Annotated in this window: 13 protein-coding genes; all 13 read left to right on the top strand. The window is 51.6% G+C overall.

Annotated elements, in window-relative coordinates; all coding sequences use genetic code 11:
- Positions 1-17 precede the first annotated feature (17 nt).
- The 13 genes from WMW72_RS04430 to WMW72_RS04370 all read left to right on the top strand — a co-directional run bounded on the left by WMW72_RS04430 (position 18) and on the right by WMW72_RS04370 (position 16049).
- A complete protein-coding gene (locus tag WMW72_RS04430; protein ID WP_341414212.1) occupies positions 18-1550 on the top strand; it encodes an ABC transporter substrate-binding protein in 1533 nt (510 codons plus the stop codon).
- 49 nt (positions 1551-1599) lie between these two features.
- Positions 1600-3867 carry a carbohydrate-binding protein gene (locus WMW72_RS04425; RefSeq protein WP_341414211.1) on the top strand — a complete coding sequence of 756 codons (2268 nt, stop codon included), beginning with the start codon at positions 1600-1602 and terminating at the stop codon, positions 3865-3867.
- Between the two features lie 172 nt (positions 3868-4039).
- Positions 4040-4720 carry a PspA/IM30 family protein gene (locus WMW72_RS04420; protein WP_341414210.1) on the top strand — a complete coding sequence of 227 codons (681 nt, stop codon included), beginning with the start codon at positions 4040-4042 and terminating at the stop codon, positions 4718-4720.
- A gap of 26 nt (positions 4721-4746) precedes the next feature.
- A complete protein-coding gene (locus WMW72_RS04415) occupies positions 4747-5778 on the top strand; it encodes a TFIIB-type zinc ribbon-containing protein (RefSeq protein ID WP_341414209.1) in 1032 nt (343 codons plus the stop codon).
- Between the two features lie 26 nt (positions 5779-5804).
- On the top strand, positions 5805-6578 hold the full coding sequence (locus WMW72_RS04410) for a TPM domain-containing protein (RefSeq protein WP_423227518.1): 774 nt from the start codon (positions 5805-5807) through the stop codon (positions 6576-6578).
- Positions 6579-6597: 19 nt separating this feature from the next.
- Positions 6598-7575 (top strand): SPFH domain-containing protein, encoded by a 978-nt coding sequence (locus WMW72_RS04405; protein ID WP_341414207.1) that lies wholly within the window; start codon positions 6598-6600, stop codon positions 7573-7575.
- Between the two features lie 135 nt (positions 7576-7710).
- On the top strand, positions 7711-9258 hold the full coding sequence (locus tag WMW72_RS04400) for a spore germination protein (protein ID WP_341414206.1): 1548 nt from the start codon (positions 7711-7713) through the stop codon (positions 9256-9258).
- Positions 9259-9273: 15 nt separating this feature from the next.
- The gene (locus WMW72_RS04395; protein ID WP_341414205.1) at positions 9274-10473 is read left to right on the top strand and encodes a Ger(x)C family spore germination protein; all 1200 of its coding nucleotides are present in this window, start codon (positions 9274-9276) and stop codon (positions 10471-10473) included.
- A gap of 36 nt (positions 10474-10509) precedes the next feature.
- On the top strand, positions 10510-11628 hold the full coding sequence (locus WMW72_RS04390; protein ID WP_341414204.1) for a GerAB/ArcD/ProY family transporter: 1119 nt from the start codon (positions 10510-10512) through the stop codon (positions 11626-11628).
- A 200-nt stretch (positions 11629-11828) separates the two neighbouring features.
- Positions 11829-12188: a phage holin family protein gene (locus WMW72_RS04385; protein ID WP_341414203.1), complete on the top strand. Its 360-nt coding sequence runs from the start codon at positions 11829-11831 to the stop codon at positions 12186-12188.
- Between the two features lie 154 nt (positions 12189-12342).
- Positions 12343-13035, top strand: coding sequence for an aspartate/glutamate racemase family protein (locus WMW72_RS04380; protein WP_341414202.1), 693 nt, complete (start codon positions 12343-12345; stop codon positions 13033-13035).
- A 169-nt stretch (positions 13036-13204) separates the two neighbouring features.
- Complete coding sequence (locus WMW72_RS04375) at positions 13205-15016, top strand: sensor histidine kinase (RefSeq protein WP_341414201.1); 1812 nt, start codon at positions 13205-13207, stop codon at positions 15014-15016.
- A complete protein-coding gene (locus WMW72_RS04370; protein WP_341414200.1) occupies positions 15006-16049 on the top strand; it encodes a response regulator in 1044 nt (347 codons plus the stop codon). The genes WMW72_RS04375 and WMW72_RS04370 overlap by 11 nt, the downstream gene beginning before the upstream one ends.
- Positions 16050-16155: the final 106 nt, after the last annotated feature.

Below are 16155 nucleotides of genomic sequence, written 5' to 3'. Positions count from 1 at the left end.
AGAGGAGGTCAAGGCATATGGTCACGAAGAAAAACAAAGCGATGCGGGCAGGTCTCTCCGTCCTGCTAGGCTGCACACTGGCGTTATCCGCTTGCAGCGGAGACAACAGCCCCAAGGGAAGCAAGGGAGAACCGGCAGCAGGGAAGACAGGCGAGGGCGGCGAGAAGCCGGTCGAGCTGACCTGGTATTATCCGCAATGGGTCACGTATCCGGACCTGAAAAATGTGGAAGCGGAGATCAACAAGATCACCACCGCCAAGCTGAATACGACGATCAAGCTCATGCCGACGGATGGAGGCAGCTATGAGCAGAAGCTGAATACGATGGTTGCCGCTGGTGAGCAGTTCGATATTGCCTGGACCTCGTTCTGGATGTTCAACTATGCCCAGAATGCACGGCGCGGAGCGTTTCTGGAGCTCGGGCCTATGCTCGATAATACCGCCCCCGAGCTGAAGAAGACGTTCCCGGACATCGTCTGGGAGGCGCTGAAGGTCGACGGCAAAATCTACGGCATCCTGAACTACCAGACGATTACGAACAAGGAAGGCTTCGTGATCCAGAAGCGGTTTGCAGACAAGTACGGCCTGGACCCCAAGACGATCAACACCATCAAGGATATCGAGCCGTTCCTGATGAAGATCAAGGAAAACGAGCCGGACATCATCCCATTCGCCATGACGCGGGCCGGCAACTTCGAGAACATGAAGACGACCTACAACAATGTCGAGTATATCTCGAATGAGGCGATCGTCGGTATCTATCGGGACGATGCGCAGACCAAGGTGTTCGACGTCATTCAATCGCCGGGCTACAAGGAATATCTCACCCTGATGAGTGACTGGTATAAGAAAGGCTTGATCAACAAGGACGCTCCGACCGTAAAAGCGCTGGATGACCGGAAGAAAACCGGACAGCTTGCCGTTACGTTTCATAACGTACTGAAGCCTGGGAAGGAGGTGGAAGAGAAAATCGCATCCGGTGGACAGGATATTGTGATCGTGCCGACCACTGAGCCTTTTGTCGGGACCAACACGATCATTCAATCGATGCAATCGATCAGCAAAACCTCGAGAAATCCGGAGCGCGCGTTGAAGTTTTTGAACCTGCTCAACACGGATAAAGAGCTGCTCAACCTGATCTGCTACGGGATCGAAGGCAAGCATTACAACCGCGTCTCGAGCAATACGGTCAAGCTGATCGAGAACAGCGGGTACAGTCCGAACCAAACCTGGGTCTTCGGCAACGGCTTCCTTGCTGACCTGCAGGAAGGACAGAGTCAGGCGGTCCGCGACCAGACGCTGAAGGAAAACCGCGAGGCCAAGCCATCGCCGATTCTGGGCTTTACCTTTGACCCGGAGCCTGTCCAGACGGAGATTGCGAACATTCAGGCGGTCAACGACGAATTCGGCCCTCCGCTCAATACGGGGGCGGCAAGCGTGGACCAGAAGCTGGCGGAGTATATCGAGAAACGAAAGAAGGCAGGGATCGACAAAGTCGTAGCGGAAGTGCAGAAGCAGCTGAATGCCTGGAAGCAGAAGACAGGCAAATGACAGGGGCGGCCTATTGGCCGCTTCCCCCCAAAAAAAAGGAGGCCATTTAATGTCCAAATCATGGTTTAAGCGTATGACTGCCGTTGCGCTAAGCACGGCGCTGCTGACCACGCCCGTTGTGTTGTTCAAGCCGAGTCCGGCTGCCGCAGCGGGAGAAACCGTCAATGTATGGCGCACCAATGAAACACTGATCGAGAAGCTGGCTCCGCAAAGCAATATCAGCTTCTCGCCTTACCGCAACTCGGACCAGAATACGATCTATGTGGATGAGAATGTGACGTTCCAGACCGTAGACGGATTCGGAGCGTCGATCACGGATTCGTCCGGGTATCTGATGAATCAGAAGATTAGTGCCAGCACCCGCAACACGCTGATGAACAACCTGTTCAGTCCGACGAATGGCATCGGCATCAGCTGGCTGCGCCAGACGATCGGTGCCTCGGATTTCTCCCATATCGGCAATTACAACTATAAGAACTCGCCGACGGCTCCGTTCTCCATCGCTGCGGATGAGGTCGATATCATCCCGCTGCTGCAGCAGGCGCGAAGCCTGAACCCGAATCTCAAGATCGTCGCCAGCCCTTGGAGCCCTCCCGGCTGGATGAAGGAAAACAACTCGATGCTGGGCGGAGATACCGCCAAGCTGAAGCTCGCCAACTACGGCGATCTGGCCACGTACTTCGTGAACTTTATCGACGCGTATGCCGCCAAGGGCGTGCCGATCTATGCCGTGACTCCGCAGAACGAGCCGAGATGGGCCTCGACCGGATATCCGGGGATGTACATGACGCCGCAGGAATCGGCGAATTTCGTCAAGAACAATCTGGGCCCTGCGCTCAGCAGCAAGAATGTCAAAATTTTCGCTTTCGATCATAACTGGGATATCGATTTTGTCCCTGCGTATTATAGTGACTCGGCTGCGGCGGCATACACCGCGGGTACTGCATGGCACTGCTACGGTGGAGAAGCGACGATCATGTCCACGATGCATTATTTGTTCCCGAACAAGGACACCTACGAGACGGAATGTACGGGCGGCATCTGGACGGATACGACGACCGGCCAATTCGATGTGGACATGAAGAACCTGACCAAGACAATCCGTCACTGGTCCAAGAACTTCATCGCCTGGAACCTGGCGCTGGATACGAACAACGGCCCGACCAATGGCGGCTGCACGACATGCACCGGTCTGATCGCGATCGACCAAGCCACAGGCAATGTGACCTATGGCGCTTCGTATTACTCCATGGGTCATCTGAGCAAGTTCGCGGTGCCGGGTGCGGTCCGGATTGCTTCGACGGGCTATGCGGGCGGCATTCACAACGTCGCGCTCAAGAACCCGGACGGCAGCAAGGTTCTGGTTGCTTATAATGAAACGACGTCCAATAACACGTTCAAAGTCAAATGGGGCGACCAAGCATTTACGTATACGCTTCCATCCAAGTCGGCTGTGACATTCAAGTGGTCAGGTGCGCAATCTACAGCCAATACCGTCATCCCAAGCGACAATGCGCTGAAGGCATCGGCTTATAACGAAGCCTTCTCAATCCGCCCTGAAACCACGACCGATGTCGGCGGCGGTCTGGATATCGGCAATGCGACCAATGGCAGCTGGATCATGTATAAGAACGTCAATCTTAGCGGAGTGAACGGCATTCAAGCGCGTGTAGCCAACGGCTTCTCGACGGCTACCTCCATTGAGGTCCGGACCGACAGCCCAACAGGAGCCTTGCTCGGTACGATTGGCGTGAACGGAACCGGCGGCTGGCAAACCTGGGTGACGAATAGTGCCGCTCTGAGCGGTGCGAATGGTGTCAAGGACGTGTACCTCGTATACCGGGGAGCCGTGAACCTGAACGGCATCCAGTTCACTGCGGCCAATCTGCTGGCTAATCCTGGTTTTGAGACCGGGAATACCGGAAGCTGGAGCGATTGGCATCCAACCGGGCAGGCAACCGCACATAGCGTGGACAATAATACGCCTCGCACCGGCACGTACAAGCTGACTCACTTCGCGGCTACGCCTTACCAGCAAACGACGTTCCAAGCAGTCTCTGTCCCGAATGGCAGCTATAAGGCATCCGTCTGGGTCCGCTCCAGCGGCACTCAGAACGCGGTTCGTCTGGAAGCGAGCAACTACGGCGGATCGACGCTGACTCACGATCTGGGAGGCGAGAGCACGCAGAGCACATGGGTGCAGCTCGTCATCGACAATATCAATGTGACGACAGGCACGATCACCATCGGCGTGCATTCCAACGCGCAAGGAAGCAACTGGGCGGCGTTCGATGATTTTGTCCTGGTAAGAAAATAATAGGCTAACGGTGGCAGAGCCCGGGGCTTCTCGAGAGAGAGGCTTCGGGCTTTATTGTGCTTGGCAGGATATGGAATTAAAATGGATGTGGACGAAAATGAATCTTTTTAAGCCCATACTAAGTATTATGGAGTATGATTAGGCTAAGCACTTCATTCGCGGGGAGGTCCTTATGGGAATCTTAGCAAGGTTTAGAGAGATTATGGCGAGCAATATCCATGCCTTACTGGATAAAACGGAAGACCCGGAGAGGACGATCGATGACTTCATGCGCGGACTGAACCGCGACCTGGGTCAGGTGAAGGCCGAGACGGCCTCGGTACTGGCGGACGAGCGAAGGACGAAGAGGGCGCTCGACGACTGTCAGGCCGAGATTGCCAAGCTGCAGCGCTATGCGGAGAAGGCGGTCGAGGCGGGCAACGATGGGGAGGCCCGAAAGTTCCTGGAGAGGAAGGTGCCTCTCGCAGAGAAAGAAGCCTCACTGCAAGCGGCCTATGACCTGGCCGCCTCGAATGCCGCCAGCATGAAGCGCATCCAGGATAAGCTGATATCGGATATCGGCCAATTGGAAGCGCGCCAGGCTGAGCTGAAGGGCAAGCTCGCAGCTACCCGAGTGCAGCAAAGGATCAATGCTGCCGGCTCATCGGTCGGCGGTCAGGATGCTGCGTTCCAAGCGGCGGAGGAGAAGGTGAACAGCGCCTATGAGGAAGCCATGGCCCTCGCTGAGCTCAGAGGGGGGCAGAAGGACGATCTGGATGAGCTGCTGGCCCAATATGATCGGGATACGGATAAGGGGACGGATACCGGAGACGAATTGGCCGCAATCAAGGAGAAATTGAAGAAGAAGGAATAACGTCTCTTCGATCATGAGGTGAACCGATGCAGGTTATCGAGTACAAATGTCCAAATTGCGGCAGCGGCATGGTGTTCGACAGTACATCCGGGATGTTGTCCTGTCACAGCTGCGGAAGAAATGACAATATCGAAGATATGCCGGATCTTCTTACGAAGCAGGCTTTTACAGAAGACGAGGCCAAGGAATATCATTGCACCAGCTGCGGCGCCATCATCATGACGGAGGCGGAGACGACGGCGACGGTATGCAGCTTCTGCGGCTCCGGTGTCGTGCTCGGCGACCGGCTGACCGGGAAGCTGGCTCCGGCCAAGGTGATCCCGTTCTCCATCAGCAAGGAAGAGGCGATGCGGGCCTTCCGGAAATGGTGCCGCAATGGCCGTCTGACTCCAGCTGGCTTCATGACGGCGGACCGGGTCAAGGGCATAACCGGGATGTATGTTCCCTTCTGGCTATATGAGCTCCATAATCGGGTAGAGGTTCAAGGACACGGTACGAAAGTCAGAACCTATACGCAGGGCGACTATCAGATTACGGAAACGCAGCATTTCGAACTATACCGGAAGATCCGTCTGAACTATACGAAGGTTCCCATTGACGCCTCGGAGAAAATGAACGACGAGCTGATGGATAAGCTGGAGCCGTTCCCGTATGCTCAGCTGAAAAGCTTCAAAACGCCTTATCTTGCCGGCTACATCGCGGAGAAGTACAGCTACACCGATCAAGAGCTGCTTCCCCGGGCGAAGCATAAGATCAGTGAATACATCGAAGCGGCGATCCGAACTTCTACCTCCGGGTACACAACGGTGAATTATACGAACAAGCAGATCGATACTCAGTTAAAGCATGCAGACTATGTGCTGCTTCCGGTATGGGTCGTCCACTATGACTTCAATAAACTGGAGTATACGTTCGCCATGAACGGCCAGACGGGCAAGGTGGTCGGCAAGCCTCCGATCAGCAAGGCCAAGGTGGCTGCATGGTTTGCGAGTATCTTCGGGGCTTCTTTCCTCTCTCTGAAGCTAATCTCCTGGATGATGGGAGGTGGACTGTGGTGATCAGAACGAGGAGGATACTGGCCGTAATGTTTCTGGTCTCTGTAATCCTGGCGGTACCGATGCAACTGTTCATGTCCGAAGCTACCGCGGCAGAGAATAAGAAACTGGTCTATGACGATGCAGGACTGCTGAGCCAGGAAGATTACGAGGCGCTGAATGTCATGGCCAATCAATACGGGGCCAAGAGACAAACGGACTTCATCATTGTGACCTCCAAGGATACCGGGAATGTCGATGTAGTGAAAATGACAGACGATTTCTACGATAAACAGGCTCCCGGCTACGACAAGCCTCATGGCAATGCGGCCATCCTGATGCTGGATATGAAGAATCGCGAGGTGTACTTGGCGGGATTCTATAAAGGAAAGCAGTATTTGGATGACAAAAGATTGGATCAGCTACGTGCCAAGATCACCCCTAAGCTCACGAGCGGTCAGTATAGGCAGGCGTTTGAGACCTATATTCAGACGGCCTACAAGTACATGGGCGTCCGCCCGGGCGTGAACCCGGACAATATTCTGTTCAACCTGTGGTTTCAGTTGGGGGCTTCCCTCGTCTTGGGCGGCGCAGTGGTCGGGACGATGGCCTACCATTCCGGCGGCCGGGTGACCGTGCAGCGGCAAACGTATGAGGATGCGAGCACCTCAGGTGTCCTGGACCATCAGGATCAATATCTGCGTACCACCACCTCGAGACGGAAAATCGAGAAGAACAACAACGGCGGCGGCTCGGGAGGCGGTGGTGGCGGAGGGACGACAGGCGGCGGCCATTCGCATAGCGGCAGCAGAGGATCATTTTAATAGAAGGGATGGATAAGGCATGTTTTTCAAAAATCAGTTTGCGAATGTAGTAGAGTGGGAAGAGTTTAGAGAGGATATGATTTTCTGGAAGTGGAGCAACCGGGAGATCAAGAAGGGCAGTAAGCTCATCATCCGCCCTGGTCAGGATGCGATCTTCGTCAATAACGGCAAGATCGAAGGGATTTTCGAGGACGATGGAGAGTATAACATTGAATCTCAGATCATTCCGTTCTTATCTACGCTCAAGGGATTCAAGTTCGGCTTCAATAGCGGGATGCGGGTAGAGGTGCTGTTCGTCAATACGAAGGAATTTACCGTCAAGTGGGGAACGCAGAATCCGATTTTGATCCCGACTCCACAGCTTCCCGGCGGGATGCCGATCCGCGCCAACGGTACGTTCAACTTCAGAGTGAATGATTACGTCACGCTGATCGACAAGATCGCCGGAGTCAAGGACAGCTACCTGGTGGAGGACGTGAAGCTGAGGATCACCTCGGTGCTGGACCAGCTGCTGATGAAGTGGATCAGCCGCGAAGGGAAGGACATGTTCAATCTGCAAGCCAATGCCTCCGATATTGCCCAGGGGATCCGCGAGGATCTGGATATGCAGGTGTTGGATAACGGGATGACGATTACGGGCTTTAACGTCATGAGCTTCAACTATCCGCCGGAAATTCAAGCTATGATTACGAAGACGGCTTCTCATGAGATGATCGGCAATCTCCAGAAGTATCAGCAGGTCAGCATGACCGACGGCATCGCCTCCGGCAAGGTGCAGGGCGGCGGAGCCGCATCCGACATGGCGGGCATGATGATGGGGATGAATATAGCTAATGAAATGATGAAAAATATCAATAAAGCCCCGGAGACTCCAGCTGCTGCCCAGCCGACATCTTCTCCATCCGGTGGCGGCACCAAGCCGAACTTCTGCCCGAACTGTGGCACGAAGACGGAAGGGGCCAATTTTTGTCCGAACTGCGGCCAAAAGCTCGGCTAACGCTACCTGACAATTAAACACGTATTCCACCATAATCCTTCACGCCGGTGAAGGATTATTTGCGTAATTGTATATTATGGAAAGGCGATGTTCATATTAATAAAACCAGTTAGCCAAATAAAGGAATGAAGAGGGATGGCACAAAACGTGCAACCGGATAGAACTGCCGGCGGTTACACGCTGTGTGGAGCTGTGAATGAAGATGTATTGAAGTTCCAGACGGTTTTTAACAAATGTGCAGATATCCATTACCGTAATGTCGAGATGAATGGCGGTAAAAAGGGCGCGCTTATTTTTTTATGCGGACTGGTAGACATCAAGTCGGTCGACTTGAACATCATGAGACAGTTAACCGAGTGCCGTGACGATTTTTTGGAGCAGCCGGGACCCTTCACCGCTGATATGAAAACCAAGATTCAAAATCAATTGATTTATGCTTCGCAAGCAGGCTGGGTCGGGACGTTTGACGAAACCGTCGAACATATATTAGCCGGAGATGTCGCATTGCTCCTGGATGGATTGCCTGAAGTATTGGTGATTCATGAGCGGCATTGGGAGAAAAGATCGATTGAAGAACCGGCGACAGAAGCAGTGATTCGCGGTCCGAGAGAAGGCTTCCAAGAAAGTCTCGGTACGAATATAAGTTTAATTCGCAGAAGACTGAAAACTCCTTCCCTCAAAATGGAAGAAGTAAAAGTAGGACGGTTATCCAATACTGAGATTGCGATTGTATACTTGGAGGGCATTGCCGATAAAGCCTTGGTCCGAGAAGTGAAAGAAAGAATCGGACGTATCAAAATCGACGCTATTCTGGAAAGCGGTTATATCGAAGAACTTATCGAAGATCATGCCTTGTCACCGTTCCCGCAAGTATTAGTCACAGAACGGCCGGACAGGGTGGTCGGCAATCTTCTGGAGGGCAAGGTCGCCATTATCATTGACAACACCCCGTTTGTTCTTCTGGTACCGGGGACATTCTTCGAACTGCTGCAGTCGCCGGAAGACTATTATCAACGGTATTTCATTGCTTCTTCCATTCGTATGTTGAGGTTGCTGGCCGTTATTTCTTCGCTTCTCCTTCCATCCCTTTATATTGCTTTAACGACCTTTCATCATGAGATGATACCCACCATGCTATTAATCAGCATCGCCTCTGCCCGGGAGACGGTTCCCTTTCCTGCCTTTGTGGAGGCCCTTCTGATGGAGGTTGCCTTCGAAGGCTTGAGAGAAGCGGGTGTACGTCTTCCTCGTCCGGTCGGCCAAGCGGTCAGTATAGTAGGGGCCTTGGTGATCGGTCAGGCTGCGGTAGCCGCAGGCATCGTGTCGTCGCCCCTCGTCATCATCGTCTCTATGACGGGTATTGCTTCTTTTATCTTCCCGAGCTTCCAGCTGGGACTTGCGTTCCGCTTGCTTCGTTTCCCTATGATGATCGCGGCAGCTGCATTAGGTCTCTACGGCATCCTGATGCTGCTGTTAATGTTATTGCTTCATATGCTGCATCTGCGTTCTTTCGGTGTGCCGTACATGACTCCATTGGCCCCTCTGCGCATGGAGGAGCTCCAGGATGTCATCATTCGGGCCAACTGGCCCAACATGATGAAACATATCGCGGACACGAAGGAGAAGCGTTCCGGGCGGATATCCAATCCCTTTGCTTTGCATCGGCAGAGATCCCAAAAATAAAGCAAATCAGAGGTCATGATGAGAAAACCAATGATCCTGCTATTACTTATAGTTATGGTTATTTCTCTCGCCGGATGCTGGAGCCGGGTGGAATTAAACGATGTGGCTATTGTTACCGCTACAGCTGTAGATCTGACCAAGGATCATAAAATCCAGCTAAGTCTGCAAGTGATGAAGATTAAGATGACCAAGGGCACCATAGAAAATGGAGCTTCCAGCGGTAACGCGACTCTTTTGTTCTCAGAAAAGGGGGAGACCATCATGGATGCTTATCGCGTCCTTCGGAAAAAAGTCTCTCGTGAGCTTATTTTCTCGCACAATCGAGTTATTATCATCGGCGATGACTTGGCAAGATCGGGCTTATCCGCCATTCTGGACTTCTTCTCGAGACATCGGGAAGCCCGGGGGAATACATACATGATGACAACCAAGGGGGAAGCCCGGGATTTGTTGAAAGCAGCCCCGATCTTCGAAAGCTTCTCAGCAGAAGATGTGAGAGAAGAGGAGAAGGCCAGGCCCATCGAGACTGCCAGCATTCGAGATTATGTATATCGGCTGCTTGAAGCTGGAATAGAACCGGTCATGTCACAGATTCAAATCATGCCTCTAAGTGATCAGCAGGTTCAAGAATCGAAGGTCAGCGGGGGATTTCTGGGTCTCGTTGGATTAGGTGTCTTCCACCGCGACCGGTTGGTCGGCTGGCTGAATGGGCAAGAGGCCGAGTGTGTACTATGGCTCAGCAATAAGATGAAGAGCTCGATCGTTACCGCGCGATTCCCTGATCCCAAATCATCCGGGAAAGTAAGCATGCAAGTCGCCAAATCAAAAGCCAACTTCCAATCCAAGGTCGATGGGGATCGCATACGGTTCGATGTCGACATTCATATGGAAGGTGAATTGTTCGAAAACACAACAAAATGGAGCGTCAAGGACGTACATAATTTAAAAAAATTTGAACAGTCCTTCGGAAAAGAAGTCGAAAAAAGAGTTCTGCAAACCGTGGAAAAATTAAAAAAACAGTACAAGTCGGATATCGTTGGTTTTGGAAGTATCCTCCATCGGCAGCATAAAGAGCTATGGAATGATAAATGGGCCGATCAGTGGGATCAAGAGTTTCCGAATATTGAGGTAAGCGTAAAAGCGGATGTTAAGCTGTCTGGAACGGGTCGTGTGAATGACTCTATGTTTTGGAAGGAAAATGAATTGAAAAAATAAAGCATGTAAACCACAAACAAGGACTAGGTATAAGGTATGGACACCATTTCCCGGCATCAACTGCTCGCAATCTCGATTATTTATCAGATCGGGACCACCATCATATTTGGTTTCGCGGCAGGGGCAGGGAGGGATTCCTGGCTTGCTGTTCTAATCTCGATGCTTCTCGGGACAGCCTTGGTCTGGGTCTATGCAAGTATAACGGAATTAAACCCCGGGCTAACGTACATCGAATGTTACCCGCAGCAATTCGGGAAGTGGATAGGTACGCCTATCGCTTGGCTCCATCCCCTCTTGTTTCTGTATATCGCCGGCAGAATCGTCGCGGATATCAAGGATTTGGTGCCTTCAACCATTTTACCCGGTACGCCTTCATGGGTCATTCTTGTTGTGTTTATTGGTGTCATCGCTTATGGCCTTGTGCTGGGTATTTCGGTCATGGGCAAGCTTGCGGAAATCATTTTGCCGCTTCTTTTCTTCATCTACCTGATTGAGGTTATTTTGATTATCAGTTCAGGGGTTGTAGAACTGGGTAATTTATTTCCCTTACTGGATAAAGGCTGGGGGCGCATATGGAAGGTGGTGTGGCCGTTAGGAATCATCCAATCCTATGGAGAGTCGCTGGCTCTGGCCTTAGTATGGACTTCAGTCAAACCCAGGCAGCGTATTAGAAAAACCATGGTTGTTTCTACCATGATTGCCGGAACCTTCATCGCCTTCACCGATGCGATGGCGGTTGCCGTCTTCGGAGAGGAAATCTTCAAACGGGCCACTTATCCGATGTATGCGTTAATACAAGCCATATCTGTAGCCGATTTTATCGCTCAGCTTGACGCTACAGGCGTTCTTTACTTTTGTTTTATGGCTTTCGTCAAGACCTTCATTTATCTATTTGCTACGATCCGATGCATTCAGAAGCTAACCCGCATACGCAGCAATCGCGTGTTTATTGTGCCTGTCGTGATCATCGCTTTCTTGTTAGGCATCAGCATGGCCCCCAATGTCGTCGTGCATATTGCCGTAGTGGAAGAGGTCATTCCACATGATCCGATTTATTTATCCCTCATGTTCGTTTTGCCTATGTTATTGTTGCTGGTATCATGGATGCGAAGGAAAAGAAAGGCTAAATCTGCGGATGAGGAGAAACTTGCATGACAAACCTCCTATGGCCCTGGCAAGCTCATGTGATGCTGGAATATCCATGGGCACAGCCGTTGTTTTTTGTGATCGTGGCGATTATGCTGTCGTGCCTAACATGGATAAGAAAACCGAGGCATCAGCAGAGAGAGGATTCGGAGGAATGAAGTCGAATACATGGATCAAGCCTTTTTAGTAGGAATAAGGGGGAGGTTATCATGAAAAATGTGCTTAATTTTATTGTAACTGTACTTGTCTTCTGGATCGGCAAGGAATATTTCTCGGAATACGTGTCCATCACGGACACGAAAACTCTGCTTATAGCCTCGGTTCTTATGTTTGTTATTAGCTTCTTATACGGCCTCGCGATGGTGTTCTCTCTGCTGTTAATTCCTGTCGGAATCGGATGTCTGACCACCCCGGCGCTTATGCTGGCCTCTCTGATTCTAACCCCTATCAAGCTGTGGCTGCTGAATCAATATTTGGGTGGATTCGCTATTCATGGATTTTGGACCTATGTCGTCATCACGATTGTGCTGAGTATGTTTACGGTGAAAGTAAAATCCAAGCATGATTGAGAGAAGGTCGCAGCTTCTGGCGAGAGAAGCTGCGGCTTTTTGATGAGGATCAGCTGAGCGATGGAGCCCGGATGGGTAAGAAAACCCGTTCATGATTTGTTGTACTTTGAAATAAGCACTATAATAAAGGAACGTTATTAAGCAGGAGGACTTTATGAAAACGATTGGACTTATTGGAGGGATGAGTTGGGAATCATCCATTGAATATTATCGGATTGTCAACACGGAGGTGAAGATCAGGTTAGGGGGGCTGCATTCGGCCAAGTGCCTTCTATACAGCGTGGATTTTGCCGAGATCGCGCGGCATCAGGCAGAGGGGAATTGGAGGAAAGCTGGCGAGTTATTGGGAGAGGTTGCTTTGTCTTTGGAAAAAGCCGGGGCGGACTTTATCGTGATTTGCACGAATACGATGCATAAAGTGATCGATTCCATCCAGGAGCATATTCGGATTCCGATTCTGCACATCGCGGATGCGACCGCTGCAGCGATCAACAAGCAAGGTGTACGGACCGTCGGTTTACTGGGGACCCGATACACGATGGAGCAGGATTTCTATAAGTCCCGGATAGCCGAGAGCGGCATCCAGGTTATCATTCCGAGCGAAGAGGACCGCGAGCTTATCAATAAAGTGATTTACGAGGAGTTATGCCTGGGCCAAGTAACCGCACAATCCAAAGAATACTACAAGCAAGTGATCAAGCGACTGATCGGGCAGGGCGCAGAAGGCGTCATTCTCGGATGTACCGAGATCGGACTGTTAATCAAGGCAGAGGACGCCCATGTTCCTTTATTTGATACGACGTATATCCATGCTGTGGAAGCTGTAACCCGAGCTTTGGAGGGGTAGGCATTCTCCTCGGGACAGCGCAATAGGTTTTGTTCTGTGAGGACAGAAGGGGGAGCGTATCGGGCTCTCCCTTCTTCTACGTTCAGGGGCTATGGGTCAGTGATCAGGCACCGGGGGTATTTACAATCAAATAATTTTGATTATAGTAAGGGAACAAGGAGGAATGCGCATGAGGATTCTACAAACGATGTCTCTCAAGAAAAAATTAGTGCTGCTTATGGCATTTCTGTATATCCCCTTGCCTGTGATCGGGTGGATCTGGTACGAGAAAACCAATCATGCCATAGAGGCCAATGCCATCGATTCCAGCATTCAGGCGATGAATCAGGTCAATGCCCATCTGGACACGTATTTCTCGGAAGTTCAGCGAATGATGCTGCCGCTGCTGGCGAGCGACCTGACGGCGTTATTTTTGAATAGGGAAGATGATGACGCTTCCAGCCGCTATGAGCTGTCCCGTCGGATTGAGAAGGAGTTATTCTCCAGTATGCTGGTCAACCGCAAGGACATCTATGGTATTTCCCTGGTCTCCGAGAGTGTGCAGGCGATCTCCAGCTCCAGCTTCACGCTGGCCGAGCAGCGATACCCCGCTTACTTGAACCGGATTAAGTCTTCCGGCCGCTTTACCATCATGGGTGTCGAGAATATGCCCGACTCCCAAGTGGTGGGGATGGCCCTGACCTTCGTGTCACCGCAGAACGGACTGAAGCGGGGGATGCTGATTGTGGATCAAAAGAGGGACGAAATCGTCCGCATCATGCAAACGGTGCAGCTGGGGAAAAGCGGTTTCGTGTGGATGGCAGATTCCGCCAATCAGGTGATCTATCATCCATCCATGAAAAGCGCGAATGCTACGGTTCCCGAAGCTTACTTGAATGAAATGGGAGCGCATTCAAGCGGTACCTTTACAGTGAATACCGACCAAGGGAAGAAGCTGGTCGTATATATCCGCTCGGACCGGACCGACTTGACTTTATTTTCGGAGGTGCTGCTGTCCGAACTCAATCAGTCGATTACGGCGATAAGCCGTATTTCCATGGTGATCCTGGCGGTGCTATTCTTTCTGTCCATGCTGTCGGCCAGCTGGATTGTCTACTCTCTGACTCATCCGCTGCTCACTCTGCAAAGACTCATGAAACATGCGGAGATGGGGGATATTAGGGTGCGAGCTCCCTTTCACCGCGGTCAAGAAATCGGAAGTCTATTCCGTGGCTTCAACAAAATGCTGGAGGAGATCGAACGGCTGATCGAAATCGTCCATGTCTCGGATCTCCGTAAGAAGGAGCTGGAGGTCAAGCAGAAGGATTCGCTGCTGCACGCCATGCAAGCCCAGATCAATCCGCATTTCTTGTACAACACGCTGGAGTTTATTAATTCCAATGCGATTATTGAAGGGAATGAAAGAATCAGCAATATGATCGGATATCTCGGCGATATGTTCCGCTACAATGTCCAAAATCCGAACTCCCGCGTGTTCTTGATCGATGAGATCCGGCATATCGAAGCTTATCTGGCGATTCAATCTGAGCGGTATCCTACGTTATCCTATCGGATCGAAGTGGACAGGGCGGTGATTGCCTCGATTCCGGCGGTCCGGTCTACTTTGCAGCCTATCGTGGAGAATAGCTTCAAGCACGGCTATGACCGGCATAAGCTGCGCCCCGGTTGCATCTCTATCCGAGGGGAGCTCCAGCAGGACCGGGTCTATGTCCTGGACGTCTCGGACTCCGGCAGAGGCATGCCGCCGGACACGATGGAACGGTACAACACTGCCTTCGGGCAACCGGAGAATGACTTCAGCGACCCGCAATCGGAAGCGGGGCATCACAGTATAGGTCTGATTAATGTCCACGCCCGCTTGAGGTTGCTTTTCGGAGAGCCCTACGGCTTGTTCATCGTTTCTTCCGATGAGACCGGTACAACGATCAGATTGACATTCCCCGTTCATCCGGGGCACGAGGAGGATTACGATGGCCTATAAGATATTGCTTGTGGACGATGAGCAGATGATCAAGCTCAGCCTGAGACAAATATTGACCCAGATGCACCCGGATTTTGTCATCGTCGGAGAAGCGCAGGACGGCCAGGAGGCGCTGGCGATCATAGAGGCGGAGCAGCCTCACGTGATTATCACGGATATCAGCATGCCGGTGATGGACGGACTCGAGCTGATTCATACGATCCATGAACGCGGCTGGAAGCCGACGATGATTATTTTGAGCGGCTATGGAGAGTTCGAATACGCGCGTGAGGCGATGCGTTACGGAGTAGCCGATTATATCTTGAAGCCGATGAGGCCCGCTGCTGTTAGAGAGCTGATGCTCGGACTTTACGGAAAGCACATGGCGCAGCAGGAAGACGCCCTGAGAAAAAGTGAAGTCATCAGCCAGTGCATCCCCTATGCCGATGAGTTGTTTGAGCATATCTGGATGATCCATGAGGCTGGAGTCAAGGAGACGACGGAATCCGTGCTGCATCTGATAAACATCTGCGCTCTACCGGATGAGCTGAAGAAAGGCGTGCTGCTGGACTTCGCAGCCGTGATCCGCCATAAGGCGGAGAATCGGGGAAGCAGGCTGTCCATCGAGCTGTCCTGGAAGCCTCAGCTGGACGACATGACCGAACAGTTTCGCAGAATCTTTCTTGACACGATGGAACAAGTCAAAGCCAGCCGGAATTGGGGCAAGCAATCGGTCACGCAGAAGGCTATCGAGGTGATTCATACCCGGTTCGCCGACCCGGAATTTAAGCTGGAGGAGCTGCTCGCGCAGCTGAATTTGTCCGTGACCCACTTCTACAACTTGTTCAAACAGGAGACGGGCAAAACATTCATGACGTATCTCATCGATTGCCGGATGACGGAAGCCAAGAAGCTTCTAGGCGATCCGACCTTAAAGACATACGAAGTGGGGGAAAGAGTGGGCTACCCGGATTATCCTCATTTCACCAAGCTGTTCAAAAAGGTTATCGGCCTGTCACCCGGTGAGTATCGGAAGAACATGGGGATTCATTAAACCGGTTTATGAGAACGCTAACATTAGTGATGAAAATGACAACCGTGTAATGAAATTTACATTTAGAAGGATAGCGCTTTCCCCTACAATGAGACATGTAAGCAAG

The organism is Paenibacillus filicis, assembly GCF_038070315.1.
GTDB lineage: Bacteria > Bacillota > Bacilli > Paenibacillales > NBRC-103111 > Paenibacillus_G > Paenibacillus_G filicis.
This window is presented reverse-complemented; position numbering and strand designations above follow the sequence as displayed.

Bases quoted from the DNA above. Each gene is read 5' to 3' on its own strand.
- WMW72_RS04425 (WP_341414211.1), top strand. From the start codon at position 1,600: ATGTCCAAATCATGGTTTAAGCGTATGACTGCCGTTGCGCTAAGCACG.
- WMW72_RS04380 (WP_341414202.1), top strand. From the start codon at position 12,343: ATGAAAACGATTGGACTTATTGGAGGGATGAGTTGGGAATCATCCATT.
- WMW72_RS04370 (WP_341414200.1), top strand. From the start codon at position 15,006: ATGGCCTATAAGATATTGCTTGTGGACGATGAGCAGATGATCAAGCTC.
- WMW72_RS04375 (WP_341414201.1), top strand. From the start codon at position 13,205: ATGAGGATTCTACAAACGATGTCTCTCAAGAAAAAATTAGTGCTGCTT.
- WMW72_RS04400 (WP_341414206.1), top strand. From the start codon at position 7,711: ATGGCACAAAACGTGCAACCGGATAGAACTGCCGGCGGTTACACGCTG.
- WMW72_RS04430 (WP_341414212.1), top strand. From the start codon at position 18: ATGGTCACGAAGAAAAACAAAGCGATGCGGGCAGGTCTCTCCGTCCTG.
- WMW72_RS04395 (WP_341414205.1), top strand. From the start codon at position 9,274: ATGATGAGAAAACCAATGATCCTGCTATTACTTATAGTTATGGTTATT.
- WMW72_RS04415 (WP_341414209.1), top strand. From the start codon at position 4,747: ATGCAGGTTATCGAGTACAAATGTCCAAATTGCGGCAGCGGCATGGTG.
- WMW72_RS04420 (WP_341414210.1), top strand. From the start codon at position 4,040: ATGGGAATCTTAGCAAGGTTTAGAGAGATTATGGCGAGCAATATCCAT.
- WMW72_RS04405 (WP_341414207.1), top strand. From the start codon at position 6,598: ATGTTTTTCAAAAATCAGTTTGCGAATGTAGTAGAGTGGGAAGAGTTT.
- WMW72_RS04385 (WP_341414203.1), top strand. From the start codon at position 11,829: ATGAAAAATGTGCTTAATTTTATTGTAACTGTACTTGTCTTCTGGATC.
- WMW72_RS04410 (WP_423227518.1), top strand. From the start codon at position 5,805: ATGTTTCTGGTCTCTGTAATCCTGGCGGTACCGATGCAACTGTTCATG.
- WMW72_RS04390 (WP_341414204.1), top strand. From the start codon at position 10,510: ATGGACACCATTTCCCGGCATCAACTGCTCGCAATCTCGATTATTTAT.